The sequence below is a fragment of the Paenimyroides tangerinum genome (assembly GCF_003865405.1).
GTDB classification, from domain to species: domain Bacteria; phylum Bacteroidota; class Bacteroidia; order Flavobacteriales; family Flavobacteriaceae; genus Flavobacterium; species Flavobacterium tangerinum.
Window position 1 is genome coordinate 1 of the sequence record NZ_RQVQ01000004.1, and the last position, 26,404, is coordinate 26,404.

The 26,404-nt window shown below is 30.5% G+C and carries 26 protein-coding genes; 14 read left to right on the plus strand and 12 right to left on the minus strand.

What is annotated here, in order from left to right; all coding sequences use genetic code 11:
- Positions 1–711: 711 nt before the first annotated feature.
- The 3 genes from EG240_RS02170 to clpB all read right to left on the minus strand — a co-directional run bounded on the left by EG240_RS02170 (position 712) and on the right by clpB (position 4,282).
- Positions 712–1,206, minus strand: coding sequence for a hypothetical protein (locus EG240_RS02170; RefSeq protein ID WP_125016958.1), 495 nt, complete (start codon positions 1,204–1,206; stop codon positions 712–714).
- A 154-nt stretch (positions 1,207–1,360) separates the two neighbouring features.
- Positions 1,361–1,585, minus strand: coding sequence for a putative signal transducing protein (locus EG240_RS02175; protein WP_125016959.1), 225 nt, complete (start codon positions 1,583–1,585; stop codon positions 1,361–1,363).
- 111 nt (positions 1,586–1,696) lie between these two features.
- Positions 1,697–4,282: an ATP-dependent chaperone ClpB gene (clpB, locus tag EG240_RS02180; protein WP_125016961.1), complete on the minus strand. Its 2,586-nt coding sequence runs from the start codon at positions 4,280–4,282 to the stop codon at positions 1,697–1,699.
- A gap of 215 nt (positions 4,283–4,497) precedes the next feature.
- On the opposite strand from clpB, the gene ytxJ reads away from it, so the two are divergent.
- Positions 4,498–4,827: a bacillithiol system redox-active protein YtxJ gene (gene ytxJ / locus EG240_RS02185; RefSeq protein WP_125016963.1), complete on the plus strand. Its 330-nt coding sequence runs from the start codon at positions 4,498–4,500 to the stop codon at positions 4,825–4,827.
- Between the two features lie 38 nt (positions 4,828–4,865).
- Here the strand turns inward: ytxJ and EG240_RS02190 are convergent, their stop codons facing one another.
- From EG240_RS02190 to EG240_RS02215, 6 genes are all read right to left on the minus strand, one after another.
- Positions 4,866–5,555, minus strand: coding sequence for a hypothetical protein (locus tag EG240_RS02190; RefSeq protein WP_125016965.1), 690 nt, complete (start codon positions 5,553–5,555; stop codon positions 4,866–4,868).
- An 83-nt stretch (positions 5,556–5,638) separates the two neighbouring features.
- A complete protein-coding gene (locus EG240_RS02195) occupies positions 5,639–6,715 on the minus strand; it encodes a peptidylprolyl isomerase (RefSeq protein WP_125016967.1) in 1,077 nt (358 codons plus the stop codon).
- Positions 6,716–6,717: 2 nt separating this feature from the next.
- Positions 6,718–7,785, minus strand: coding sequence for a peptidylprolyl isomerase (locus EG240_RS02200; RefSeq protein ID WP_125016969.1), 1,068 nt, complete (start codon positions 7,783–7,785; stop codon positions 6,718–6,720).
- 5 nt (positions 7,786–7,790) lie between these two features.
- Complete coding sequence (gldI, locus tag EG240_RS02205) at positions 7,791–8,339, minus strand: gliding motility-associated peptidyl-prolyl isomerase GldI (protein WP_125016971.1); 549 nt, start codon at positions 8,337–8,339, stop codon at positions 7,791–7,793.
- A gap of 2 nt (positions 8,340–8,341) precedes the next feature.
- A complete protein-coding gene (locus EG240_RS02210; RefSeq protein ID WP_397337317.1) occupies positions 8,342–9,355 on the minus strand; it encodes a bifunctional oligoribonuclease/PAP phosphatase NrnA in 1,014 nt (337 codons plus the stop codon).
- A gap of 72 nt (positions 9,356–9,427) precedes the next feature.
- Positions 9,428–10,117: a Crp/Fnr family transcriptional regulator gene (locus tag EG240_RS02215; protein WP_125016973.1), complete on the minus strand. Its 690-nt coding sequence runs from the start codon at positions 10,115–10,117 to the stop codon at positions 9,428–9,430.
- A 113-nt stretch (positions 10,118–10,230) separates the two neighbouring features.
- On the opposite strand from EG240_RS02215, the gene EG240_RS02220 reads away from it, so the two are divergent.
- The 10 genes from EG240_RS02220 (at position 10,231) to EG240_RS02265 (ending at position 20,589) form a co-directional block, all read left to right on the plus strand.
- Entirely contained in the window at positions 10,231–12,606 is a 2,376-nt protein-coding gene (locus EG240_RS02220; protein WP_125016975.1) for a heavy metal translocating P-type ATPase, read from the plus strand.
- An 87-nt stretch (positions 12,607–12,693) separates the two neighbouring features.
- A complete protein-coding gene (gene ccoS / locus EG240_RS02225; protein WP_125016977.1) occupies positions 12,694–12,897 on the plus strand; it encodes a cbb3-type cytochrome oxidase assembly protein CcoS in 204 nt (67 codons plus the stop codon).
- 6 nt (positions 12,898–12,903) lie between these two features.
- Positions 12,904–15,084 (plus strand): cytochrome-c oxidase, cbb3-type subunit I, encoded by a 2,181-nt coding sequence (ccoN, locus tag EG240_RS02230; protein ID WP_125016979.1) that lies wholly within the window; start codon positions 12,904–12,906, stop codon positions 15,082–15,084.
- Between the two features lie 8 nt (positions 15,085–15,092).
- Positions 15,093–15,284: a CcoQ/FixQ family Cbb3-type cytochrome c oxidase assembly chaperone gene (locus EG240_RS02235; RefSeq protein WP_125016981.1), complete on the plus strand. Its 192-nt coding sequence runs from the start codon at positions 15,093–15,095 to the stop codon at positions 15,282–15,284.
- 2 nt (positions 15,285–15,286) lie between these two features.
- Positions 15,287–16,231, plus strand: coding sequence for a cbb3-type cytochrome c oxidase N-terminal domain-containing protein (locus EG240_RS02240; protein ID WP_125016983.1), 945 nt, complete (start codon positions 15,287–15,289; stop codon positions 16,229–16,231).
- Positions 16,232–16,348: 117 nt separating this feature from the next.
- Positions 16,349–17,767, plus strand: a complete 1,419-nt coding sequence (gene ccoG, locus EG240_RS02245; protein ID WP_125016985.1) for a cytochrome c oxidase accessory protein CcoG — start codon at positions 16,349–16,351, stop codon at positions 17,765–17,767.
- Positions 17,768–17,779: 12 nt separating this feature from the next.
- A complete protein-coding gene (locus tag EG240_RS02250; protein ID WP_125016987.1) occupies positions 17,780–18,229 on the plus strand; it encodes a FixH family protein in 450 nt (149 codons plus the stop codon).
- Between the two features lie 4 nt (positions 18,230–18,233).
- Positions 18,234–18,932, plus strand: a complete 699-nt coding sequence (locus EG240_RS02255) for a sulfite exporter TauE/SafE family protein (protein WP_125016989.1) — start codon at positions 18,234–18,236, stop codon at positions 18,930–18,932.
- A 242-nt stretch (positions 18,933–19,174) separates the two neighbouring features.
- Complete coding sequence (locus EG240_RS16780) at positions 19,175–20,065, plus strand: RHS repeat-associated core domain-containing protein (RefSeq protein ID WP_317126996.1); 891 nt, start codon at positions 19,175–19,177, stop codon at positions 20,063–20,065.
- 2 nt (positions 20,066–20,067) lie between these two features.
- Positions 20,068–20,589: a hypothetical protein gene (locus tag EG240_RS02265; protein ID WP_125016991.1), complete on the plus strand. Its 522-nt coding sequence runs from the start codon at positions 20,068–20,070 to the stop codon at positions 20,587–20,589.
- A gap of 237 nt (positions 20,590–20,826) precedes the next feature.
- On the opposite strand, the gene EG240_RS02270 is transcribed toward EG240_RS02265, so the two are convergent.
- Together EG240_RS02270 and EG240_RS02275 are read right to left on the minus strand one after the other, a co-directional pair.
- On the minus strand, positions 20,827–21,885 hold the full coding sequence (locus EG240_RS02270; RefSeq protein WP_125016993.1) for a hypothetical protein: 1,059 nt from the start codon (positions 21,883–21,885) through the stop codon (positions 20,827–20,829).
- Positions 21,886–21,894: 9 nt separating this feature from the next.
- On the minus strand, positions 21,895–22,827 hold the full coding sequence (locus EG240_RS02275; RefSeq protein ID WP_125016995.1) for a hypothetical protein: 933 nt from the start codon (positions 22,825–22,827) through the stop codon (positions 21,895–21,897).
- Positions 22,828–22,927: 100 nt separating this feature from the next.
- On the opposite strand from EG240_RS02275, the gene EG240_RS02280 reads away from it, so the two are divergent.
- From EG240_RS02280 to def, 3 genes are read left to right on the plus strand one after another with little or no spacing between them, the layout of a single operon-like run.
- Positions 22,928–24,691, plus strand: a complete 1,764-nt coding sequence (locus tag EG240_RS02280) for an MFS transporter (RefSeq protein ID WP_125016997.1) — start codon at positions 22,928–22,930, stop codon at positions 24,689–24,691.
- A 3-nt stretch (positions 24,692–24,694) separates the two neighbouring features.
- Positions 24,695–25,168, plus strand: coding sequence for a glutathione peroxidase (locus EG240_RS02285; RefSeq protein WP_125016999.1), 474 nt, complete (start codon positions 24,695–24,697; stop codon positions 25,166–25,168).
- 2 nt (positions 25,169–25,170) lie between these two features.
- Entirely contained in the window at positions 25,171–25,764 is a 594-nt protein-coding gene (def, locus tag EG240_RS02290; protein WP_125017001.1) for a peptide deformylase, read from the plus strand.
- On the opposite strand, the gene EG240_RS02295 is transcribed toward def, so the two are convergent.
- Positions 25,765–26,397 (minus strand): SanA/YdcF family protein, encoded by a 633-nt coding sequence (locus EG240_RS02295; RefSeq protein WP_125017003.1) that lies wholly within the window; start codon positions 26,395–26,397, stop codon positions 25,765–25,767.
- Positions 26,398–26,404 lie beyond the last annotated feature (7 nt).

Sequence of the window (26,404 nt, forward strand, 5' to 3'; positions counted from 1 at the left end):
AACTCAAGCTCAAAAGGCTTGAGTTTTTTTGTTATAGGAGCAGCGTGTCCCTTTGGTCGAACCGCTGCCTTTTTTTATTAACTCAAGCTCAAAAGGCTTGAGTTTTTTTGTTATAGGAGCAGCGTGTCCCTTTGGTCGAACCACTGCCTTTTTTTTATTAACTCAAGCTCAAAAGGCTTGAGTTTTTTTGTTTTATTATAATTGTGTAAACAAATAACAAAACGCACTACTTCTTGGTAGTGTGTTCTTGTTTCTATAAAACAAAGAGCTGACTTTACAGCCAGCTTTAATGTTTTTATTTAAAGCACGAATTTAATGTGTAAATCCGCGCTATCGTGTATCGGGGTTGAGTTTTTTTGTTTTATTATAATTATGTAAACAAAACCATTTTAGTTCAACAGCAGTAGTTTTTATAATAAAACAAGCCGACTTTTTACGGTTAGCTTACTTTGGTTAATTGGTTTTAAAGCACGGATTGCAAATCCGTGCTATCGGTGTTTATTTTAAAGTTTAAAAATCTTACTATTTAAGTATCCAACTAATTATTAATGAAATTCCAAGTATTAATAAGCCCTAAAAGATAAATAATATCTCATTGCTGCTGTATAGCCAAGTCCGTTTTGATATTTAGGAAATTTATTTTTTATTATTCCTACTAAACCAATTAAAAGTAATATTAAACCTATTATTAGATTAATCATAATATTGAAGTTATTTAATAAACGGAAATGAGGTATACTTATAACAATAATTTAGATTTGGATAATTTGCATAAAATTGTTCTCTCAAATTTTGTTTCAATAAACTAGTCAAAATTACTTGAGAACCATCCAATAATTGAATTTTAATATAGTAATAATTATCAAAAGTAGAAAATCTAATATTGTATTTTTCAAAATTATTTTTTAAACCGACGAAGCTTATAAAATCTATTTCTTCAATTGAAATAGTTTGATGATTTAAATTATTATAAGATATTTCAATTTTATCTTTATCTAATTGTAAAATTAAAGTTTGATTTTTTAGATAATAATTCCAAGTTAAAATTAATGTTGGTAGAATAGAGTAAAATGATAGAAACAAATATGTAATAATTAATATATAAGTATAATCTTTAAACATATAATTAAGTAAAATAATTCCAAAGAAATTTATAATAATCGTAGGAGCTATGTTTAGTATAATTTTTTGAAATGTAATTTTCATAATTTTATTTTTTAAATCTGAATTATATATACAAAAAAAGCTTCGCAATAGGGATGGAAGCTTTGTTTGAGCTCTTTTGCAAATTTTAAATTTGCGAAAAGCGAGTGCGGACAGCCCGACCTGTAATGAAATGGAAGGGATTGCTATAATTTAATTAATCGTTGTATAAATCGTTTTTAGCTAACAATTCTTTTGCTGCTTCTAAAACATCTTGCTCAACGAAAATATGTGTAGCTTTATCTGCCATTCCGAAACCTGCTGCGATTGCTGAATTAATGTCGTTTCTTTCAACAAATTCGATATTGTTTTGTTCTAAAATATTTTTTACCGCTAACGCTGTTGTAGGTGTTCCAACGAATAATTCTACGTGATTTTCCATATTGTTTATATTTTTTATAAAAGTACATATATTTTAAACTAAAAAAAAACGCCTAACTTAAAAAAATTAGGCGTTTTTCTACATTAAAAAAAAATAACTATGAAAATTCTCTTATTCTTGGTTTCTGAAAACCAATTTGCCGTCGAAACTATCAAGTAAAATGATACTGTCTGTTGCGATTTTTCCGGCTAATATTTGTTTTGAAAGTTCATTTAGAACTTCTCTTTGAATAACTCTTTTTACTGGACGTGCACCAAAATGTGGATCGTAACCTTTTTCTGCTAAGTAATTTATAGCTTCTGGTGTTGCATCCATTGTGATGTGTTGTTGTGCTAACATTTTAATCACGCTCTTTAATTGTATCGAAACAATTTGATTTATATTGCTCTGTGACAATGGCGTAAATAATACGATTTCGTCGATACGGTTGATAAACTCTGGTCGTACAGTTTGTTTCAATAAATTTAAAACTTCGTTTTTTGCATCTTCAACTCCTTCTTCTGTAGGATTATTTTCGAATTGTTCTTGAATAATCTGACTTCCCATGTTTGAAGTCATGATGATGATGGTGTTTTTGAAATCAGCCAAACGACCTTTGTTGTCTGTCAAACGACCTTCGTCCAAAACTTGTAACAAGATGTTAAACGTATCTGGATGAGCTTTTTCAATTTCATCCAAAAGAATAACCGAATATGGACGACGACGTACTGCTTCTGTTAATTGACCACCTTCATCGTAACCAACGTATCCTGGAGGCGCTCCAACTAAACGGCTTACACTATGTCGTTCTGAATATTCACTCATGTCGATACGTGTCATTGCATTTTCGTCATCGAATAAATAATCGGCCAATGCTTTTGCAAGTTCGGTTTTACCAACTCCGGTTGTTCCTAAGAATAAGAACGATCCGATTGGTTTTTTAGGATCTTGTAATCCGGCACGACTTCTGCGAACTGCATCTGAAATGGCAACGATTGCTTCTTCTTGTCCAACCACACGTTTGTGTAATTCTCCTTCCAAATTCAATAGTTTTTCTCTTTCAGATTGTAACATTTTAGTTACTGGAACTCCTGTCCATTTTGCTACAATTTCGGCAATATCATCGTAAGTAACTTCTTCTTTAATTAAAGAATTTCCTTTTTGATTTTCTGTTAATTCTTGTTGTAAATCAGCTAATCGTTGTTCTGCTTCTTGAATTTTTCCGTAACGAATTTCAGCTACTTTACCGTAATCACCGTTTCTTTCTGCACGTTCTGCTTCAAGTTTGAAATTTTCAATGTCTGTTTTTACATTCTGAATATTGTCAACAACATCTTTTTCTGATTTCCAACGGGTGTAAACATCGTTTCTTTCTTCTTTAAGATTTGCTAAATCAATACCTAAAATTTTTAATTTATTCTCATCGTTTTCACGTTTAATTGCTTCAATTTCAATTTCAAGCTGCATTATTTTACGGTCCAAAACATCCAATTCTTCTGGTTTAGAATTGATTTCCATACGTAATTTAGAAGCAGCTTCGTCCATTAAATCGATGGCTTTGTCTGGTAAAAAACGATTGGTAATATAACGTTGTGATAATTCAACCGCTCCGATAATTGCTTCGTCTTTAATACGAACTTTATGGTGCGTTTCGTATTTTTCTTTGATTCCACGTAAGATCGAAATAGCACTTTCTGTATCTGGTTCATCGACCAAAACTTTTTGGAAACGACGTTCTAACGCTTTATCTTTTTCGAAATATTTTTGATATTCATCTAAAGTTGTTGCTCCGATGGCTCTAAGTTCTCCACGCGCTAATGCTGGTTTTAAGATGTTTGCTGCATCCATAGCACCTTCGCCACCTCCGGCTCCAACTAACGTGTGAATTTCGTCAATGAAAAGAATGATGTTTCCTTCTGATGAAGTTACTTCTTTTACAACTGATTTTAAACGTTCTTCAAATTCTCCTTTATATTTCGCTCCAGCAATCAACGCTCCCATATCTAAAGAGAAAACCATTTTGTCTTTTAAGTTTTCTGGAACGTCGCCTTGAACAATTCTGTGTGCTAAACCTTCAGCGATTGCTGTTTTACCAACTCCAGGTTCACCAACCAACATTGGGTTGTTTTTTGAACGTCGAGATAAGATTTGTAACACACGACGAATTTCTTCATCACGACCAATAACTGGGTCTAATTTTCCGTCATTAGCCATTTGATTTAAATTCTTCGCGTATTTGTTCAACGAGTTATATGTTTCTTCTGCCGAAGCTGAAGTTACACGTTCGCCTTTTCTGATTTCTTTTATCGCAGCTTCTAAATCTTTTTCGGTTACACCTTGGTCTTTTAAGATTTGCGCAACTTTTGATTTTGATTTGAATATGGCTAAAATTAAATGTTCTACAGAAACGTATTCGTCGTTCATTTTTTGAGCGATTGCTTGAGCATCTGTTAATGCGTTTGATGCTTCTCTAGAAAGTGAAATTTGTCCGCCTGAAACTTTTGGATAATTCTCAATCGTTGCAGTTAGTAATTGTTTGAATAATTCAACATTTACGTTTACTTTCTTTAATATAAATGGAGTTACATTTTCATCAACTTCTAGAATTGCTTTAAAAATGTGTTCGTTTTCAATTTGTTGTTGACCATAACTTTGCACTAAAATCTGTGCTTGTTGAATAGCCTCTTGTGATTTAATTGTGAAATTATTAAAATTCATAGTCGTTATATATTTTTTAAATTAAATATCAATTTTATGCTTATCTAATTTACAAAATATATTCCATTTGATTGTATCGGAAAAAATGTCAGCTTTTTAACTTTTTAAAATAGTTCTCTGTGTCAATTTGACAGGTTACGTTGTGCGGTATTTGAATTTGTATGTTGTTTTGACAGTTGTTACTTTATAAGTATCTTTGAAGAAATATAAAAAAAATGAATTGGATAGCCTTAACAGATATAAATCAATTAGATTTAATTATTGAAGAATCAAATTCAAAACCTGTAGTTATTTTTAAACACAGCACACGTTGTATTATTAGCAAAATGGCTTTACGTGGATTTGAAAGTGATTATAATTTTGGAGATGATTTTCTATGTTATTATTTGGATTTAATTGCAAATAGAGATATTTCGAATGAAATTGCAAATCGTTTTGGAATTGAACACCAATCGCCTCAGATTTTAATTATCAAGAATGGAGTAGTGGTTTATAACGAATCGCACGAAGGAATCGATGCGAATGTTTTGAAATCTTATTTATAGAAACAAAGAATCCACTCGTAAAAGTGGATTTTTTTTGTTTAGTAATATATGTATTGCGCTTGGTCTTCCAAATCTGCAATACCAGGTGTCATTTGATATGAAATAGGATAACTGTTTTCGTTGTAAAAATATGTGAATGACAAGAAAATTTCAGAAGAGTTTCCACTAGTTAAAGTGTTGTTTTTATTGATTTGATTCATCCGAATATATGCTAATGGATATAAATCATAAAAAGGATTTTTATTATTATCATAAGTATAAATAATACCATTATCTTGTACTAAGTTTCCATTTGAATATGTTTGATTACCATAAGTTAAATATCCATCTGAATTGTAACTATAATTTGCTGTTCGAATAAGACTATTATTTTCATCGAAAGTTTTCTTTATTGAAATTAAATTTTCAGTATTGTATTCATAAATGTCGTTTTCATACAATGATTCTTCGTGAATTACTATTTGAATCCAACGTTCCGTTGAAACTAATTTGTTTTCAGAATTAAAATGAAACTTGGTTTGAATGTTTGTTGGCAACATTCCACCTCCAATTACTGAAATAGAATCTACAAAACCATTTTGATTATAATAATAAGTTTTATAATCCATACCTCGATATTCTTTTAGTTTCAAAATTTGATTATTATCAGATGGGTTTTGGCTATTGTCATCATTATTACAAGAAATTGCGATAATTGATAATATTGTAAGAAGTATAGCTTTTTTCATAATTAGATGATTTTTTATAAAAATAAAAAAAAATCACTAAATTAATTAGTGATTTTAATGAAATGTTGAATTATGTTACAATTTTATTTTGTAAGGTATAGTTCGAAAACTAAATCAGTGTTAGGTGGAATTGCACTTCCTGCACCAGCTTCTCCGTAACCTAAATGAGAAGGAATAAAAATTAAAGCTTTGTCACCGTAATTCATATTTTCAAAACCTTCGATAAATCCTGGGATTAAACCAACTTTATTACCGAATTGAAACGGAATAGGAGTATACTGATTTGCATCTTTTCTGCGTTGATCCAATTTATTGTATTTTGTTGCAATCTCTTCAATTCCAGTGTCAAATAAGATTCCGTTTTCAAAATAGCCAGCGTAATCAATTAAAATGTTATCTCCCATTTGAGGTTTTTCACCAGTTCCTTTTTCAAAAATATAAACGCTTAAGCCAGATTTTGTTTTAGTTGCTTTTGCTTTAGCATCTGCGAATCTAGTTGCGTTTTCTTGGATTATGCCTTCAATAGCTTTGTTTGCTTCAGCTTGTGCTTTTTGAGTATTTTCGATACCATCTTTAAATACTTTAGGTGCATCAAATTTCTTTGCATCTTCCCCTGAGCGAATGATTTTTACTTTTTTAATCACATCGTCTTGAGAAATTGTGTTCACGATTTCTAACCCTTTAATTACGTGTCCAAAAACCGTATGCATTCCATCTAAATGTGGTGTTTCATTATGTGTGATGAAGAACTGAGAACCGTTTGTTCCTGGTCCAGCATTTGCCATAGAAAGAATTCCAGCTTTGTCATGTTTTAAATCAGCAACAATTTCGTCTGGGAAATTATAACCTGGTCCTCCAGAACCATTTCCTAGTGGATCTCCTCCTTGTATCATAAAATTAGGAATCACACGATGAAATTTTAATCCATCATAAAAAGGTTTTCCTTTGTATTGTTCTTCAACAAAACCGTGGTTTCCTTCTGCTAATGCAACGAAGTTAGCAACAGTCATTGGTGTTTTCTGATATTCAAGTTCTAAAAGAATATTACCTTTTGAAGTTTCTATTTCGGCATACATTCCGTTTGGAAGTGAATCTTCTTGTTTTTTGTTACAAGATATTATACTAACTGTCGTTAATATTAATAAAAGAACTTTTTTCATTTTTATTTGTTTTTAATGTGCATTTCAAAAATTAAATCAGAATTTGGTGGAATTATATTTCCAGCTCCTCTTTCGCCATATCCTAAACTAGATGGAATAAAAACTAATGCTTTGTCACCGTAGTTTAAGTTTTCAATTCCTTCGATAAATCCAGGAATCATTCCTGTTTTATTTCCATACGTAAATGGGATAGGAGTATAAGCGTTTGCAGCTTTTCTTCTTGCATCGAATTTATTAAATTTAGTTGCGATTTCTTCAATTCCAGAATCAAACAAAGAACCATTTGGTAAGTAACCTGCATAGTCGATTAAAACTTCTTCACCTTCAACTGGTTTTCCTCCTTTTCCTTTTTCAAAAATATAAACGGCTAAACCACTTGGTAAAACGATTGCTTGTTCACGAGCTTTATTGATTCGGTCTAAGTTCTCTTTTGTAGCTTTTTCTACTGATTTGTTAGCTTCTAATTCTTTATTTTTTATGTCTTCTAAGCTTTTCTTGAAAACTTTATCAGCATCAAATTTTTTTGCTTCTTTTCCTTGACGGATGATTTTTACAGATTTAATATCATCGCCTTGTGCAATTGCATTTACGATATCTTGTCCTTCAACGACATGTCCAAAAACAGTGTGTTTTCCATCTAAATGTGGAGTTGGAACGTGCGTGATAAAAAATTGTGAACCATTTGTTCCAGCTCCTGCATTTGCCATTGATAAGATTCCTGGTTTATCGTGTTTTAAATCAGCTACGATTTCGTCCGGAAATTTATATCCTGGATTTCCAGAACCGTTACCGTTTGGGTCACCACCTTGAATCATAAAGTCAGCGATTACTCGATGAAATTTTAAACCATCATAAAATTTTTTTCCTGTAAATTTTTTGTCAACAGAAGTGCTTGTTCCTTCTGCTAAAGAAACAAAATTTGCAACAGTCATTGGTGTTTTTTGATATTCTAATTCTACAATAATGTTTCCTTTAGAAGTTTCAAAATTTGCATACATTCCGTCTTCCAACTTTTGTGCTTGTGTTGAAAGTGAAACTACGCAAAAAAGAGTTAATAGCAGTTTTTTCATAAATTTTAAGGATTAGTTTTAATATCTTTTAATGTAACTACACAAATTAAAGGTTCGTTTAAACCAATTTTTTCTTTATCTCCTAAATAGCCATATCCCATGTGTGAAGGGAAAATAAAAGAAATGGTTTCTCCTTTTCGCATCAATTTGATTCCATGACGTAAACCAACCATAATTTCTTGTTTATCTACTTGATAAAGGCTAGGAGTTGTTTCTTCTTTGTTATAAATAACGTTTCCGTCAATATCTTGAATTTCAAAAATCAAATCTACCATTTGTCCTGTTTTAGGTGTAATGGTATCGTGAACGTTTGCTTTTAAATATTTATACCAAAATCCATGTGAAGATTGATAATATTTATGAGTAGAATCATTCTTTATCACATTTTGAATTTGTTCTTCTTCCGAACCTACCAAAGCTTTGTTTCTTTGAACTGATTCTTTTAGAAATTCGCCACGTGAATTTGAAATTGGATATCTTGGACCTTCTTTTTCACAAGAAGTAAATTGGATTGCAACGATAAATAAACCGAAAAGTACGATTGATTTTTTCATAATTATTGTTTGTTTTCTTCAGCTAATATACTAACAAATTGATTAACAGTTTCAGATAACGAAACTAAAGATTTTCCTCCAGCTGCATTGATATGTCCTCCACCATTGAAGTGTTTTCTCGCGAATTCGTTTACATCAAAATTACCTTCAGAACGGAATGATATTTTGATTATTCCTTCATCTTTGTTTTCGATAAAAATAGCAGCAAAATCAATACCTTTAATTGATAAACCGTAATTTACGATTCCTTCTGAATCTCCTTTTTGGAAATTGAATTCGTAAAGTTCTTTTTGAGTAAGTGTTGTATAAGCTGTTTTATGTTCAGGTAAAACTTTTAAATTTTCAAGCGCTCGACCTAATAGTTGAAGACGACTATATGAATTTGTACTAAACAATTCTGCATGAACCATCGGGTTATCAACTCCAAGGTCAATTAAATCAGCAACAACACGATGTGTATTTCCTGTGGTTTTTTTGAATTTAAAAGACCCAGAATCGGTTACAATTCCCGTATAAATACAAGTTGCAGCATCTTTATTAATCAAATGATTTAACTCTAAATTGGATAAGAAATTGTACAACAATTCACATGTTGAACCGAAATTCACATCAGAAATAGTAACAAGTGCATAATCATCAGGCATTTGATGATGGTCAATCATGATAAATGGTGCCGAAAGTTTGCTAAGCGTTTCAGCCATTAAATCACCAGTTCTATGAAGTGCATTGAAATCAAGAGTGAAAATAAGTTCGCAAGATTCTAAAAACTGAGTAGTTTTTTCTTTGTTTTTTTCAAATATTTCAACGGTTTCAGAACCTGGTAGCCAAGCGATAAAATCTGGAAAATCATTTGGTGAAATTACCTTTACTTCGTGGTTAAGTTGTTTTAAAACATGATATAATCCTAAAGTTGACCCTAAAGCATCTCCATCAGGATTTCTGTGCGGAATAATCGCTATTTTTTTTGGAGTTGATAATAAGTTTTGTACCAACTCTTTCTCATTTGTTTGCATCATAATGCGAAAATAAACTATTTTTTAATTTTTTCAATATTTATAATTTATAATCTTGTGCATTTAATTCGGAAATTAATTTTCTGAATTACTAAGGCGTTGCAAACCTTTAATGTCTTTTAAAACGATTTTTTTTCCGACTAAATCTATTAAGTTAGATTTTTTTAAATCAGCCAATAAACGAATGCAGCTTTCTGTAGCAGTTCCTACCATTCCGGCAATTTCTTCTCTCGAAAGTTGAATACATAATTCGCCATTATTAGTAGTTCCTGCAATATCATTTAAATGAAGTAGGGCAGAAGCCAAGCGTTCTTTTACGTTTTTATTAGAATGATTTGAAGTCGCTTCATTTGCTTCTTTTAGTTCATGGCAAATTTCTTTGGTGATTTCCAATGAAAATTTATTATTATGGTTAAAGAATCCCATAATTTCAGTTTTAGGTATGAAACAAACTTCCATATCTTCAACTGCAATTGCGCTTAAACTTGATTTTTCTTCACTAATGACCGCATGTTGTCCTAGGATTTTTCCTTTATTTACAAGTTTTAAAACGCTATCTTTTCCGTTAGAACCTAGTTTAACAATTTTACATGTTCCTTGTTTAACGCAAAAAACACCATTTACAACATCTCCTTCGTTAAAAATGGCTTGTCCTTTTTTGATTGTGAATGCGGTTTTTGTTTCCGACATTTTGATTAGTTCTTCCTTATTAAGCGCTTTTACAGAGCTTAATTCTCTAACGATACATTGTTCACATTTACCCATGACGAAAAATTTTAAGCGACTATCAAATATACAATTTTTTTATGACAATTATCATTTTTTTTAATCTATGTATTAGAGAATTTTACAGAAAATATTAAAGAAAATTCTAAAATATGGCAAATTGTTTTCACTGCGGGAATGATATCGTTGAAACTGAACGAGTTTTGTTCGATAATAAAAAATTCTGTTGTAACGGTTGCAAAACAGTTTATGAGATTTTCTCTACCAATGGATTGGAATGTTACTACGATTTTGAAAAAATGCCTGGTACAACTCCAAGTAAGGTTTCTGACAAATATAATTTTTTAGATAATCAAGATATTGTAAACAAGCTTTTAGATTTTCAAGAAGATTCCATTCATATTGTTCGTTTGTATATTCCGCAAGTTCATTGTAGTTCGTGTATTTGGATTTTGGAAAACTTAAATAAATTAAACGAAGGAATCTCTACTTCACAAGTTAATTTTTCTCAGAAAAAAGTAACCGTAAATTTCAATCCTTTAAAAACGAATCTAAAAGAGATTGTTCTTCTACTTTCTAGCATTGGTTACGAACCTTATATCAGTTTAGAAAATTACGATGCAAAACCTAAACTGATTGACCGTAGTTTGATATTTAAAATCGGTGTTGCCTTTTTTGGTTTTGGAAATATAATGTTGCTTTCTTTTCCTGAATATTTCAATGTTGATGATTATTGGATGCAAGAATATAAAGATTTTTTTAGATATGTGATTCTTTTAATCGCACTTCCAGTTTTCTTATATTCTGCTACACCTTATTATAAATCGGCTTGGAATAGTATCAAACTAAAAACATTTAATATTGATATTCCTATGGCATTAGGAATTATTGTGATGTTTGTTCGAAGTGTGGTCGATATTTTCTTTCAAGATGGTCAAGGATTTTTAGATAGTATGTGTGGTTTGGTTTTTTTCATGCTTTCAGGGAAATTAATTCAACAAACAACATTTAACTTCCTTTCTTTTGAGCGCGATTATAAATCATACTTTCCGATTGCTGTTACCAAATTAGTAGATGAAAAAGAAGTTCCGATTCAGGTTTATGAAATCGAAAAACAAAATAAGCTTTTGATTAGAAATCAAGAATTAATACCTGTTGATTCAATTTTAATTTCGGAGCACGCTTATATCGATTATAGCTTTGTTTCAGGAGAAGCAATTCCTGTTGAAAAGAAATCTGGAGATAAAATTTTTGCAGGTGGAAAACAAATGGGAGAAGCCATTGTCATTGAATCTATCAATACCGTTTCTCAGAGTTATTTGACCCAATTGTGGAGTAACGATGTTTTCCAAAAGAAAAGCGAATTCAAGTTCCGTTCAATTACAGATAGAGCAAGTCAACTTTTTACTCCAGCATTGTTATTTATTGCTTTTGCAGGATTGATTTATTGGGGATTCATCAATTGGAATAGTGCGTTTAATGTTTTTACTGCCGTTTTGATTGTAGCTTGTCCGTGTGCATTGGCTTTAACTGCTCCTTATACTTGGGGAAATGTTATTCGTATTATGGGAAATAAGAAGTTTTATCTAAAAAACACCATTGTTATAGAACAATTGTCAAATGTTAATGCGATTGTTTTTGATAAAACAGGAACGATTACTTCAAATGATTCAAATAGTATAAAATATATAGGAAACGATTTATCTAAAGAAGAAATAATTGCTATTCGAAATATCGTCCGAGGTTCCAATCATCCATTGAGTAGAAGATTGTATAATTTTTTACCTGAAGGAAAAATAGATAAACCAACGATGTTTGAAGAAATTGCTGGGGCTGGAATAGTTGGTTTTATTAATGATAAAACATTTAAAATCGGTTCTACAAAATTAGTTGGTCTTACAGAAGAACAAATTTCTATTAAGGAAACTCGAGTTTATATTCAGATTAACGAAATGAATAAAGGCTATTTTGTTTTTGAAAATCAATATCGTGAAGGATTAGGTGATTTGTTTAAAAGTTTAATAGCAAATAAATATAAATTATTTGTGCTTTCTGGTGATAATGATGGCGAGCGAAAAAATCTAGAAAGAATGTTACCAGAAGGTGTTTCTTTAGTTTTTAATCAAAAACCCGAACAAAAATTAGAATTCATAAAAAATCTTCAGGACCAAGGTTTAAATGTAATGATGGTCGGCGATGGATTAAATGATGCTGGTGCTTTGGCTCAAAGTAATGTTGGAGTTTCAATCTCTGAAAATGTCAATGTTTTTACACCTGCAAGTGATGCGATTTTAGATGCTAGTAACTTCTCTAAAATTCTTTATTTTTTGAATTATGCAAAAAATGCAATGAAAACAATTAAGATGAGTTACGGTTTGGCTTTAACTTATAATGTTGTCGGAATTTCATTTGCTTTAACAAATAATTTATCTCCTTTGGTTGCGGCAATCATTATGCCTTTGAGTACTGCGACTATCATTGGTTTTGTTACTTTAATGACGCATTTTTATGCAAATAACAAAAGTTAAAAAAAACCTAAAAAAAAGAACACAACCTGATAATTATCAGGTTTTAAAATGGAATCAAGCGGTATTTTTGATACAAATAAATTAGTTATGGGAGTCATATATATTTTAATATGCATCAGCATATTTGTAGCCGCAGTTTTCCTCTTTTTGTTTATAAAATCAGTAAAAAGCGGTCAGTTCGATGACGATTATACTCCGTCTGTACGGATGCTTTTCGAAGACGAACTCAAATCAAAAACAGATTCAAAAATAATTTCAAATACAGATAAAAACAAGAACAACTCAAATTAATTAACTATGGAAATGCAACAGTTTTACTACGATAACAAAATTGTTAAGAAATTCCTATATGCATCTTTACTTTATGGAGTAATTGGTATGTTAGTAGGATTGGTTTTGGCATTGATGTTTATTATTCCTGGGCTAAATCAAGATATACCTTGGTTGAGTTTTGGTAGAATTAGACCTTTACATACAAACGCAGTAATTTTTGCCTTTGTTGGTAATGCCATTTTTGGAGGGATTTATTATTCACTTCAACGACTATTAAAAACAAGAATGTACAGCGATGTACTAAGTAATATAAATTTCTGGGGATGGCAGTTGATTATTCTGTCTGCAGTTGTTACCCTTCCGTTAGGAATCACATCTTCAAAAGAATACGCTGAATTAGAATGGCCAATAGATATTGCTATTGCTTTAGTTTGGGTAATTTTTGGTTTGAATATGATTATGACGATTTTAAGAAGAAGAGAACGTCATTTATATGTTGCAATTTGGTTCTATTTAGCAACTTTCGTTACTGTAGCTGTGTTGCACATTTTCAACAGTTTAGCTTTACCAGTTAGTTTCTTAAAATCTTATTCTGTTTATGCGGGTGTTCAAGATGCTTTAGTACAATGGTGGTACGGACATAATGCGGTTGCATTCTTCCTGACAACACCTTTCTTAGGATTGATGTACTATTTCTTACCTAAAATCGCAAACAGACCGATTTATTCATACAGATTATCAATCATTCACTTCTGGTCTTTAATTTTCTTATACATTTGGGCAGGACCTCACCATTTATTATATACTGCTTTACCAGAATGGGCTCAGAATTTAGGTGTTGTTTTCTCAGTAATGTTGATTGCTCCATCTTGGGGAGGTATGATTAATGGTTTATTAACTCTTAGAGGAGCTTGGGATAAAGTAAGAACAGAACCAGTTTTAAAATTCTTTGTTGTAGCGGTAACAGGTTATGGTATGGCAACGTTCGAAGGACCGATGTTATCTCTTAAAAACGTAAATGCTATTGCCCATTATACAGATTGGATTATTGCTCACGTTCACGTTGGTGCTTTAGCTTGGAATGGATTTATGGTATTTGCAATTGCTTATTGGTTATTACCAAGAATGGCTAAAACCGAATTATACTCTAAATCATTAGCAAATTTCCATTTCTGGATTGGTACTTTAGGTATTATTTTATATGCAATTCCAATGTATGTTGCAGGTTTTCAACAACATTTAATGTGGAAAGATTTTAATCCAGATGGAACTTTAAAATACGGAAATTTCCTTGAAACAGTTACTGCAATTATGCCGATGTATTATATGCGTGCAATTGGAGGTACATTATTTATCATCGGAATTTTAGTAATGGTTTATAATTTAATCCGTACTATGGCTCCTGTTCCAGCTATTCAAGATGAATTAGCAGAGGCTCCAGCTTTAGTTAAGATTTCTCCAAATCGTGTAAAAGGTGAAGCGTTCCACTCTTGGTTAGAGCGTAAACCAATTCAATTAACATTATTAGCAACGGTTGCTATTTTAATTGGTGGTATCATACAGATTGTTCCTACGATAGTTGTGGATTCAAATATCCAAACAATTGAAAGCGTTAAACCATATACTCCATTAGAGTTACAAGGACGTGATTTATATATTAGAGAAGGTTGTGTTGGATGTCACTCACAAATGATTCGTCCGTTCCGTTCTGAAGTTGAACGTTATGGAGAATATTCTAAATCAGGAGAATATGTTTATGATCATCCATTCTTATGGGGTTCTAAACGTACAGGTCCAGATTTACATAGATTAGGTGGTAAATATTCAGATAACTGGCATTTTAACCACATGTATGATCCAGAAAGTACTTCAGCAGGTTCAATTATGCCAGCATACAAATGGTTATTTGAAAATAAACCAATGGATCACACAGAAATCGAAACTAAAATGCGTGTGATGGCTAAGTTAGGTGTTCCTTATACTGAAGAAGATATTACGAATGCTAAGGCTAATTTAAAAGCTCAAGCAATGCAAATTGAACAAAACTTAATGAATGATCCTGATTTTGTTAAGTCTTATGAAGCAAGTAAAAAAGACGCAGCAGCTAATGGTAAAGAATTTACTCCAATGAGTGATAGAGAAATTACTGCAATGATTGCTTATTTACAACGTTTAGGTACAGATATTAAAGTAAAAAATAAATAGTTTGAATTATGTTAAAGTTCATAAAACATAATTTGGATCATATTTCTGGGATAGAAATTTATCCAATGATCGCTTTACTAATCTTTTTCTTCTTCTTTTTGGGATTATATATTTGGGTGTTTACCTACAAAAAAGAAAAAATTAATGAATTGAGTAATCTTCCTTTCGAGGAAGGTACTCAAAACTCTAAAAACGAATAGTTATGAAAAGATTTTTTCCAGTTTACGTAAGAGTACCGCTTCTTTTCGCAATATTTTTTGGATTTGTTGAATATTTTGTTGACTCTGGTGATAAGCCTGCTTTTATAGAATATCCTTCTGTTTTGTTGTTATTAGGTTTATTCTTGTTTGTGCAAATTGCAGTTGAAATTGTCTCTGCTTCTGTAAATAAAGTTGTTAAAGCTTTAATGACTCCAGAAGAACGAGCTGAAAAAGAGCGTTTAGATGATTTGCCATTGACTGAAACGCCTGGTTATAAAAAATTAATGAAGGCATTAACACGTTCAAAATCTGAAGAAGAAGAACCAAATCTTGTTTTAGATCATGAATATGATGGTATTAAAGAATTAGATAATGAATTACCACCTTGGTGGGTGTATTTATTCTATGCAACTATTATTTTTGGAGTAATTTATCTAGCAAAATATCAAATTTTTGGAGGTGATAATCAAGTTCAAGAATTTGATAAGCAAATGGCTGCTGCTAAAATACAAATTGAAGAATACAAGAAAACTGCTCCAGATTTATTAACTGCTGATCAAGTTACTTTACTTACTGATCCTGCTGATTTAGCTTCAGGTAAAAATATATATGATACAAAATGTGCAGTATGTCACAGAGCAGATGGAGGTGGAGGTATTGGTCCGAACTTAACAGATGAGCATTGGATTTTAGGAGGTGATATCAAAGATGTGTTTAATACCATTATGGAAGGTGGTAGAGATGGAAAAGGAATGGTGCCTTGGAAAGCAGAAATAAAACCTTCTGATATACAAAAAGTTGCGAGCTATGTTTTGTCATTACAAGGAACTAATCCACCAGAAGCTAAAGCGCCAGAAGGAGATTTGTTTACACCAACTCAAACAAACACTACCGAAGTTGCAACCGATACTTTACAAAGTCCAGCTGCCGAGGTAACCCAAAATTAAGGTTCGAAAAGAGCTATATTTAGTTTTATTTTTTTTATCGACCACAGCTATTTCTATGGTTGTGGTCGATTTTATTTATTTAAATCGCTAATCAAATTAACATAAATACGGTATATAATGTCAAAAGAAATAGATGATAGTTTTAGAGACAGTATCGGAACTATAAACGAAGATGGTAAGAGAAAATGGATTTATCCAAAAAAGCCATCTGGTAAGTTTTATAATAAACGAAAATACGTTAGTTATTTTCTGATACTTTTTTTACTGAGCGCCCCTTTCATTAAAATAAATGGAAATCAGTTTTTACTTTTTAATGTTTTTGATAGAAAGTTTAATATTTTTAGTGTTCAATTCTGGCCGCAAGATTTTTATTTGGTGGTAATTTCATTAATTATAGGAATAGTTTTTGTATCTTTATTTACAGTCGCTTTTGGAAGAATTTTCTGTGGATGGATTTGTCCGCAAACTATTTTTCTAGAAATGGTTTTCCGAAGAATCGAATATTGGATTGATGGAGATCGTGGAGCCCAAATTCGATTAGATAAACAAGAATGGAATTCAGAAAAAATAAGAAAACGAATCACGAAATGGTTTATCTTTTTCTTGATTTCTTTTGTTATTGCAAATGTATTTCTTTCATATTTATTAGGTAGTGATGAGGTTCTAAAAATGGTTCATGAAGGACCAGCTAATAATTTATCGACATTAATTGCACTATTGATTTTTACTGGAGTTTTCTACTTTATTTTTGTTTGGTTTAGAGAACAAGTTTGTATTATTGCTTGTCCGTACGGAAGATTACAAGGGGTACTTTTAGATGATAAATCAATTATTGTAGCTTATGATTATGTTCGTGGAGAAGGAGATAATGGAAGAGCAAAATTCAAGAAAAATGAAGATCGTAAGCTTACTGGATTCGGAGATTGTATCGATTGTAAACAATGTGTAAACGTTTGTCCAACTGGTATTGATATTCGTAACGGAACACAATTAGAATGTACCAATTGTACGGCTTGTATCGATGAATGTGATACAATGATGGAATCGGTAAATCTTCCAAAAGGTTTGATTCGTTATGCATCTGAATCAGAAATTTCTAAAAAAGAAAAGTTCAAATTCACACCAAGATTGAAAGGATATTCTGCTGTCTTGTTTATTTTAATCGGAGTTTTAACTGGAATGTTATTTTTAAGAAGTGATGTTGAAGCTCGAATTCTTAGACTTCCAGGTCAACTTTTTGAACATAAAGGAGATAATATAAGTAATGTTTATACTTTTAAAATTATTAATAAAACAGCTAAAGATTACGATAATGTCACAATAAAATTAGTTAAACCAGAAGGAAAAGTTATTTTAGTTTCGAAAGACAAGATCAAATTAGAAAAAGAAGGAATGGCTCAAGGTACATTTTTTATTGAAATTCCTTCATCTTCAATCGAAAGTGACAAAACAAAATTGGAAATTGATATTTTAAACGGAGAAGAAGTAATTGACAAAACAACAACTACTTTCTTAGGACCAAGAAGTTTTAATTAAAAAAAGACAACTATGAAATTTAATTGGGGAACTGGTATAACCATCGGAATCATATTATTTATGGCATTTATTTTACAATATGTCATTCGTGTTCAAGTTGATTCAAGTTATGATAATGAACTTGTAACTGAAGATTATTATCAAGCAGAATCTTTAATCGATTCAAAATATGAGAAAAAACAAAATGCTAATAATTTATCAGTAAAATTATTAATAAAAAATGTTGCGGATGGTGTGGTGATTGAATTTCCTTCAGATTTTGATTTTACAAAAATAACTGGAGAAATTTTTTTATATCGTCCGTCAAATGAAAAATTAGATCAAACATTACCACTTAAATTGACATCCAATTCCTTATTGATTCCCAAAGCTGAATTGGTAAACGGTCGATGGGATGTCTCTGTAGATTGGACTTATGATGGGATTTCATATTTAAGTAGCGAGTCGTTTAATTTAAATTAAATACATGATATCAGCTTTATTGTTTGGTTTGTTAAGTAGTTTGCATTGCGTGGGAATGTGCGGTCCAATTGCTTTAATGTTGCCCGTAAACCGATCTAATACAGCTTTAAGAATTATTCAAACATTATTGTATCATTTAGGAAGAATTTGTTCGTATGCTACATTAGGATTTGTTTTTGGAATTTTTGGAAAAGGTCTTTTTATTGCTGGATTACAACAACGTTTTTCGATTATTATTGGAGTTCTAATGATTGTTTATGTTGTATTACCTAAAAATGATTTAGAGAAAGTTCGATTTTTGAATCCGGCTTTTAAAATAATTTCAAAAATTAAAAGTAAGCTAGGTAAGTTGCTTTCTAATAAGTCAAAAGTAAGTTTCTTATTGATTGGAATTTTGAACGGTTTTTTGCCTTGCGCTATGATTTATGTTGCATTATTTGGAGCATTGGCAACGCAAGATCCAATTCAAGGAAGTTTTTATATGATGCTTTTTGGATTAGGAACTGTTCCTTTAATGAGTTTTGTGGTTTTGATTTCAAATAAAATAACAGTTGCAACACGAAATAAAATTTTGAAATTAGTTCCAGTATTGGTTGTTATTCTTGGGGTTTTATTTATTCTAAGAGGATTGGGATTAAGTATTCCGTTTGTTTCACCTGGTACATTGAATTTATTTGTAAGTTCAAATCCAGAATGTTTTTAAAAATAGATTTAGTTTTTATAAATAATAATAAATTAAACAGTAGTAGCTTCAATGTTACTGCTGTTTTTTTGTGTAAATGAAATACTCCAGAAACTCGAATTCTCTACAATGTATATTTCTAAAATCGAACTGACTCATTATGGTCAGCTTGTTTCATTATAAAAATGTTTCGCCTTTACAAAAAGGAAAAAGTTGTATATTTATAAACATGTTTTGGGTTAAAGCACAAAGGATATAACGATATTTCTAATAGTTGTAGAAATGAAGAAGCTGAAAAATATAAATACAACGGAAAAGAATTTCAAGATGAACTCGGTTTAGATTGGTACGATTATCACGCACGTAATTATGACCCCGCAATAGGTAGATTTATGAATGTGGATCCGCTGGCGGAGAATTCAAGAAGATGGACACCGTATAACTATGCATACAACAACCCTGTTTATTTTATAGATCCTGATGGGATGCAGGCTGTAGCAGGCTTAAAAACCGATGAGTTGGAGGATATAATAAATATTAATGTAGAAACAAAAGAAATTGAAGTAATTAAAGCAGAAGGTGATGATGTTGTTAATTTCATAGATGGTGAAGGAAAGCTTAAAGGTCAATATAAATATGGAGAAAATGGTAGTTTTAGAAAAGATTTTAGAACGAATAATGGCAATTTAAAAGCAAATAATGCTAAATATTCATCTTTGATTACAACAAACAATAAAAAAGCAGGAGAATTATTTGATTTTATTGCACAGCATTCTGAAGTAGAGTTTGAATATATGAGATTAAATTCTACAAACGCAGATAGAACTACTGATGTTTCTGTAATTGGAACTACTTTTGACGAATCTACTTCTAGTTATGGAAGTTCTATGTTGAAATATTTTGAAGGTGAAGGTCTTTTTTTAAAAAATCACAATCATAATCATCCAGGAGGTACTTCACGTCCCTCAGGATATAATAGAGATAATACCGTAAATTATAATCAAGATGGAGATGCAGCATTCGCTAGAAAAAGAATTGAACGATATAAAAAAGCTGGCTTAGAAGAACCTCGATTTTATATAACCCCGAGAGGAAAAAATACGACTACAGAATACAACGGAATAGACCCATATATAATTCATAATAGATTTTAAAAATGCGATATTTATTAATTTATATTTCAGCTTTATTTTTTGTAAACTGTATTAAACAAAATGATAAAAACTATAATCATACTTTAGAATCCATAATTGATATTTACAAGAACGATATAGGCTATAAAGATGAGGATCTATTTTATTTACAAATTGAAAAAATTGATCATAAAAAAATAACATTAAATCTGAAGAATATTAGTAAAAACAATAATATGTTGAATTACTTAGAGTCTTATTATGTAGCTAAATATAATGATATTTATATAGTTATTAATGATAATGATATTAAAAATATAGAAAAATCAATTCCTAATAAATTAGATTTTATTCATAAAGATAATAATAATTATAATCCAAAGTATGAAGGTTCAATCGTCGATTACAAAGAATTATTTTTCAATTATAATATTAAAAATAAAAAAATCGAAAATATTGAGTATGATGGATTAGATTTAAAAATAATTGACACAAAAGAATTTCCTTTTTTTAAAGTTGAAAAAAATATTGAATTCTATAATTAAAATGATAAAACATTAGTTTTATAATATAAGTAAAACAACTCAAGCTGACCGTAAAAAGTCGGCTTGTTTTAGTATAAAAACTACTGCTGTTGCACTAAAATGGTTTCGACTTTACAATGGACGCAGTAGTTTATTATGTTTTACAAAGGTAAAATACCTCAAAGCAACCCAAACAAATAACCGTTTAAAAATAAAAAATGGTCAAAATTTCTTCTGACCATTATCTAGCTAAATGCTTTATTCGTTACAATATTTTATCGTTCTAGAAACTTTGTAAGTTGGAACTTTATTAAAACTTACTTCTTTAGAAATCCAATTTCCTTTTTCATCAAAAGTGTAAACAAACGTCTTTGAAAAGTTTTCCTTGTTATTGAAATTATTCACAGTATAACTAACGATATTGTTTTTATCGTCATATTTATAGGTAGTGCTAATCAAAACAGTTCCATTTAATTTGGTTTCTGATTTTTCGATTTTGTTATTTTTGTTGTACACATTTTGTTCTTCGTAAGTTGAATTATCCGAGACTGTAAAACTGTATTTATACGTTAAATCGTTATTTTGGTTGTACTTAAATTCTTCAACAGCTTCTTCTTTTCCTGATGCACCTAAATAAACTACTGAAGCGATGTTTTTACCGTCATATGTAAAAAGTTGCGTAGAAGTTATTTGTTTATTGGCATTGTAATGTGTTTCTTTAATGATATCGTGTTTATCATAAACATAAACAATCGAATCTAATATTTTACGAGTTTGAGAAAGTATCACTTTACTTTTCATAACATCGCCATTTCTAACAATTTTAACTACTTTAGAAGGAGTTGCGCTTCCGCTTGTGTAATAATCTTCACGAACAATATAATCATCTGATAATGTGTTACGTTGTTCTTCAATAATTTGTTTATTCGGAGTTGATTTTTTAAAATGCGCAATGTTTTTTACCGAATCATAAAGTGTTTCGCTCAAAATAAAATTATCTGTCGAAATAAATAGCTTTTTAGTTAACGGAAATTTCAATTTTTCGAATGTATTTGTTTCAATCAAAACATTTTCATTGTTGTAAATCGAATCCGTTACTAAATATCCAAATGAATTAAATATATAAGTAGCATTTTGCTCTTCAATTGTAAAGTTAGATTTTTCCAAAATCGTAATTTTTTGATTTATTTCGCAAACGCGATCTTTTAAATCAAAAAAGGCATAATCGTTATCTTTTGCCAATTCTGGTAATTCAACTTTTTTCTTACATTGAATCAAGAAAAGAGAAATAGATGCTAATAATAGTATTTTTTTCATTTGTTGTTTTTATAAGTTAATATTATTAGTACATAAAATTTGATTTGTTATCTCAAAACTATCCGAGCCATTTGTAAAAGTAGCATTTTTTAGAACATAAGTTTGGGTATAACCTGAAATGGCTTCAGGATTTTCAACCGTAGAATTTGCAGTAGTTACAACTTCAATAGTTCCTTGTTTTGCAGTCCATTCTTCTGTAATTTTATTTTCTGGATCTGTGAAAATCATATCGCAATATTCATTAGCGTTAACTGATTGTTCTAAAAGATAAAACTTGATCTTTGTCGTTTCATTCAGATTTATCAATTGTGTACCTGTTTCTGGATTGAATTGAATATCAGAACCTAAAATCTTAAAAGCTTGAGTACTTTTATAAATTATAATATCTGAGTTTGGACAAATCGATAATGTTCCTAAACTAAAATCTATAATTGCATTTGAATTTGAAAATTCTCCAAAATTATAATTTTCATATTTTAATTCAGATTTACCATTAGATAAAATCATATTTTGAAGATTAAACGAAATTACATAATTAATCGTTACTCTTGGATCATCTACTTTTTGTTCGATTTTTCGAATACGTTGATAAGTTATTTTTCCACCTGTATTTCCAAATTCATCAACTACTTGTGGATAAGCAGGAGCAATTAAACTACAGATTGAACCTGCAATTGCTTTATCGCTATATTGACGGTAAAGAATCATGTTTTGAGAGGCTTCAGTTTCATATTCCTGATTTAATATCAAAGTATTCGGATCATCAAATTTACCAGTCATGTTTAGTACTAGCATTTCATTACCGTTTAATTTATAAAAGATATTTTTTTCGGTACATTTTTGAACGTCTTGATTAAAATTCAATTCATCAAAAACCAAATCTCCATCATTACAACTTGCGAAAATTCCACCGATAAACAATAGTAAAGCTAACTTTTTCATGTCAATTATTTTCAACAAAAATAACTTATTTCTATAAACTTTAGCAAACTTATTTAAACATTCATTCGATTTCTTATATTTGAACATAAATAAAAATAGAATGACAAATAACGTTCAAAAAACTAATTATCCTGCGCTTTATACGCTTATTGTAGTTTTCTTCTTTTGGGGATTCATCGCTGCTGGGAACAATATATTTATTCCTTTTTGCAAAGAATATTTTCACCTTGACCAATTTCAATCGCAATTGATTGACTTTTCGTTTTATACCGCTTATTATCTTGGCGGACTTTTACTTTTTACATTCGGAATGCTTCGTGGTAAAGATTTGGTAACTTTTTGGGGTTATCGCAAAAGTATTATTTTCGGATTGTTGTTTTCTGCGTTAGGAGCCGGAGCAATGATTTTAGCCGTTGAAGCAAATGTTTACATCGGAATGTTATGCGGATTGTTCATCATGGCGCTTGGTTTTTCATTACAACAAACAGCTGCAAATCCGTTTGCAATTTTATTGGGCGATCCAAAAACAGGTGCAAGTCGTGTAAATCTTGGAGGAGGAATTAATTCGTTAGGAACTACAATTGGTCCGTTAATTGTTGCTTTTGCTTTGTTTGGAACAACCGCTGCTGTTAACGACGAACAAATAAAAACCTTGAGTTTGGATAAAGTGGTTTTGCTTTATTCTTGTGTTGGGTTTCTATTTATTGCTGCGGCTTGTTTATTTTATTTTTCTAAGAAATTACCAGACGGAAAATCTACAGAACCAATTGAAAAATCTACAAAAGCATTAACAACATTAATCATAATGACCGTTTTGCTATTTTTGAGTTTGGTTCCAGTTTTTCAAACCTATAAAAGTGTTGAAAATGACAAAGTGATTCAAATTGAAAAACAAATCAATTCAAAAAATGAAGAAGTTAAATCATTATCTTATGTAGATAGTATTAAATTAGAAAATTTACAATCTGAAATAGCAACTTTAAAAACGGATTTACAAACCATCAAAGTTCCGTTAGAAAACAAACGAATGATGTGGTTGGCAATCGCTTTATTTGTTGTTTTAGGAAGTTTAGCAAGTGCCTATTTCCGTTCAAGAAATAAAACAGAAGGTTGGGGAGCAATGCAATATCCACAACTTTTATTGGGAATGATTGCTTTGTTTATGTATGTTGGAGTAGAAGTTGCCATTGGAAGTAATCTTGGAGAACTTCTTAAAACACCTGATTTTGGAAGTTTACAAGCTTCAGAAATTACACCCTATGTTTCGATGTATTGGGGAAGTATGATGATTGGACGTTGGGCTGGAGCTATTAGTGCTTTTCAGTTTTCAGCAAACAAAAAACGTTTATTAACCATTTTAATGCCGTTTATCGCATTTTCGGTAATCATTGCTGCAAACACTTTGGCAAATTACGATATGTCGCAATTGTATTTTTATGTGATTTGCGTTGTAATACAAATTGTTGCATTTTTTGTAAGTAAAGATAAGCCCGTTCGTACATTGGTTGTTTTTAGTGCTTTTGGAATTTTAGCGTTATTAGTTGGATTAAACACAACTGGAACTGTTGCCATTTATGCTTTCCTTTCTGGTGGATTGGCTTGTAGTATTATGTGGCCATCGATTTTTAATTTAGCGTTGATGGGATTAGGAAAATATACAGCTCAAGGTTCTGCTTTCTTGGTAATGATGATTTTGGGTGGTGGAATTATTCCTCCAATTCAAGGGAAATTAGCCGATATGATTGGAATTCATTGGTCGTATTTAATTTCTTTAGTTTGTTTTATTTATATTTTATTTTACGCAATTATCGTTAAGAAAGTTTTGCAAAAGCAAGGAATTTCTGTTGAAGAATCTAATAACTAATTTATGTCTGAATTTTATAATCTAAAAGCAGAAACCTTACAAGGAAAAGATTTTCCGTTTGAAACCTTAAAAGGAAAAACAGTTATCATTGTAAATACAGCAAGTAAATGTGGATTTACGCCGCAATATGATGGTTTAGAAAAATTATACGAAAAGTATAAAAATCTAGGCTTAGTCATTTTGGGATTTCCTTGTAATCAATTTTTAAAACAAGAACCAGGTGATTCAAAATCGATTGATGGATGTTTGATGAATTATGGTGTTTCTTTTCAGATGTTTGATAAAATTGATGTAAATGGTTCAAATGCACATCCTGTATTTAAATATTTGAAGAAAAAACTTCCTGGAATTTTTGGTAATTTTATCAAATGGAATTTTACTAAATTCGTAATAGATAAAAATGGAAAACCTTTAAAACGTTTTGCTCCAATCACAAAACCTGAAGAAATGGAATCTTTTATTAAATCGATTTTATAAGTATGATTAAAGACGATAACCAATTTACAACGGAAGAATTGGAATTAATCAATGCATTTGATGCTGATGTTCCTTTTCGAGTTTTACAAACCACTAATTCAGAAGATTTAAAAATATTAAAAACGCAATCAACAGAAATAAATTCTATAAATCTCGATTTGGCTCACTTGATTCAGCGAATGCACGAAACGGTTACTAATGAAAATTCAAAAGGAGTTGGAATTGCGGCTCCTCAAGTTGGAATAAATCGTCAAGTAATTTTGGTTCAACGTGTAGATAAAGAAGACAGACCTTTTGAATTTTATATCAATCCAAAAATCATTTGGCAATCTGAAATTTTACGAGAAGGTGACGAAGGTTGTTTATCAATTCCTGATGTTTACAAATCCGTAAAACGAAGTTTGGTTATTACGATTGAGTTTCAAAATTTAGAAAATGAAATCTTTTCAGAAACACTTGAAGGATTCGTTGCTGTAATTTTTCAACATGAAATTGACCATTTAAACGGAATTTTATTTACTGACCTAATTGAATCTCAATTCCAATCCCAATTTATAGAAGCTTCAACGAAGGTGAATTTATATTATGAAAATTGATTAATCAATAATTATTTTATCACCTAAAAATTTCGGTTCTGTTCGTCTTAGAATATCTAAAAAAACTTTTAAACGAGCAAAATATTCTCGTATTTGAGTTTTAGAAATATTATTGGAATTAACATCTTTTGCATTATAACCAAATGCTTCAATTCCATATTTTTCTGCAATATAAATTGCACGCTGATTATGAAATTTCTGCGAAATGATAATAATATCATCTTGGTTAAAAATTTCATTTGAACGGACAACCGAATCTAAAGTTCTAAAACCAGCAAAATCTAAAAAAATATTTTCTTCAGGAATTCCTTTTGCAATCAATTCCTCTTTAATTTGTTCAGGTTCGTTATAACCTGGTAAACTATTATCACCTGAAGCAATGATATACTTAATTTTTCCTGCATTGTAAAGTTCTACTGCAGCATCAATTCTATTGTAAAAATATTTATTAGGATTACCGTTTGAATAATTTTTATTGGTTCCTAAAAGTAAACCTACTTTTTTATTCGGTACATTTTCGATTTTATCAGAATGTTTATCATTCGTACAGTTAATAATACTTCTATTAGCTAAGAAAATTGTGATGAACATCACAATTAAAAATATACCAATAACTTTTATGAATCTTTTCATTTTATCT

Coding starts and splice junctions, on each gene's coding strand:
- EG240_RS02170 (WP_125016958.1), bottom strand. CDS start 1,206: ATGAAAATTACATTTCAAAAAATTATACTAAACATAGCTCCTACGATT.
- EG240_RS02175 (WP_125016959.1), bottom strand. CDS start 1,585: ATGGAAAATCACGTAGAATTATTCGTTGGAACACCTACAACAGCGTTA.
- clpB (WP_125016961.1), bottom strand. CDS start 4,282: ATGAATTTTAATAATTTCACAATTAAATCACAAGAGGCTATTCAACAA.
- ytxJ (WP_125016963.1), top strand. CDS start 4,498: ATGAATTGGATAGCCTTAACAGATATAAATCAATTAGATTTAATTATT.
- EG240_RS02190 (WP_125016965.1), bottom strand. CDS start 5,555: ATGAAAAAAGCTATACTTCTTACAATATTATCAATTATCGCAATTTCT.
- EG240_RS02195 (WP_125016967.1), bottom strand. CDS start 6,715: ATGAAAAAAGTTCTTTTATTAATATTAACGACAGTTAGTATAATATCT.
- EG240_RS02200 (WP_125016969.1), bottom strand. CDS start 7,785: ATGAAAAAACTGCTATTAACTCTTTTTTGCGTAGTTTCACTTTCAACA.
- gldI (WP_125016971.1), bottom strand. CDS start 8,339: ATGAAAAAATCAATCGTACTTTTCGGTTTATTTATCGTTGCAATCCAA.
- EG240_RS02210 (WP_397337317.1), bottom strand. CDS start 9,355: ATGATGCAAACAAATGAGAAAGAGTTGGTACAAAACTTATTATCAACT.
- EG240_RS02215 (WP_125016973.1), bottom strand. CDS start 10,117: ATGGGTAAATGTGAACAATGTATCGTTAGAGAATTAAGCTCTGTAAAA.
- EG240_RS02220 (WP_125016975.1), top strand. CDS start 10,231: ATGGCAAATTGTTTTCACTGCGGGAATGATATCGTTGAAACTGAACGA.
- ccoS (WP_125016977.1), top strand. CDS start 12,694: ATGGGAGTCATATATATTTTAATATGCATCAGCATATTTGTAGCCGCA.
- ccoN (WP_125016979.1), top strand. CDS start 12,904: ATGGAAATGCAACAGTTTTACTACGATAACAAAATTGTTAAGAAATTC.
- EG240_RS02235 (WP_125016981.1), top strand. CDS start 15,093: ATGTTAAAGTTCATAAAACATAATTTGGATCATATTTCTGGGATAGAA.
- EG240_RS02240 (WP_125016983.1), top strand. CDS start 15,287: ATGAAAAGATTTTTTCCAGTTTACGTAAGAGTACCGCTTCTTTTCGCA.
- ccoG (WP_125016985.1), top strand. CDS start 16,349: ATGTCAAAAGAAATAGATGATAGTTTTAGAGACAGTATCGGAACTATA.
- EG240_RS02250 (WP_125016987.1), top strand. CDS start 17,780: ATGAAATTTAATTGGGGAACTGGTATAACCATCGGAATCATATTATTT.
- EG240_RS02255 (WP_125016989.1), top strand. CDS start 18,234: ATGATATCAGCTTTATTGTTTGGTTTGTTAAGTAGTTTGCATTGCGTG.
- EG240_RS02265 (WP_125016991.1), top strand. CDS start 20,068: ATGCGATATTTATTAATTTATATTTCAGCTTTATTTTTTGTAAACTGT.
- EG240_RS02270 (WP_125016993.1), bottom strand. CDS start 21,885: ATGAAAAAAATACTATTATTAGCATCTATTTCTCTTTTCTTGATTCAA.
- EG240_RS02275 (WP_125016995.1), bottom strand. CDS start 22,827: ATGAAAAAGTTAGCTTTACTATTGTTTATCGGTGGAATTTTCGCAAGT.
- EG240_RS02280 (WP_125016997.1), top strand. CDS start 22,928: ATGACAAATAACGTTCAAAAAACTAATTATCCTGCGCTTTATACGCTT.
- EG240_RS02285 (WP_125016999.1), top strand. CDS start 24,695: ATGTCTGAATTTTATAATCTAAAAGCAGAAACCTTACAAGGAAAAGAT.
- def (WP_125017001.1), top strand. CDS start 25,171: ATGATTAAAGACGATAACCAATTTACAACGGAAGAATTGGAATTAATC.
- EG240_RS02295 (WP_125017003.1), bottom strand. CDS start 26,397: ATGAAAAGATTCATAAAAGTTATTGGTATATTTTTAATTGTGATGTTC.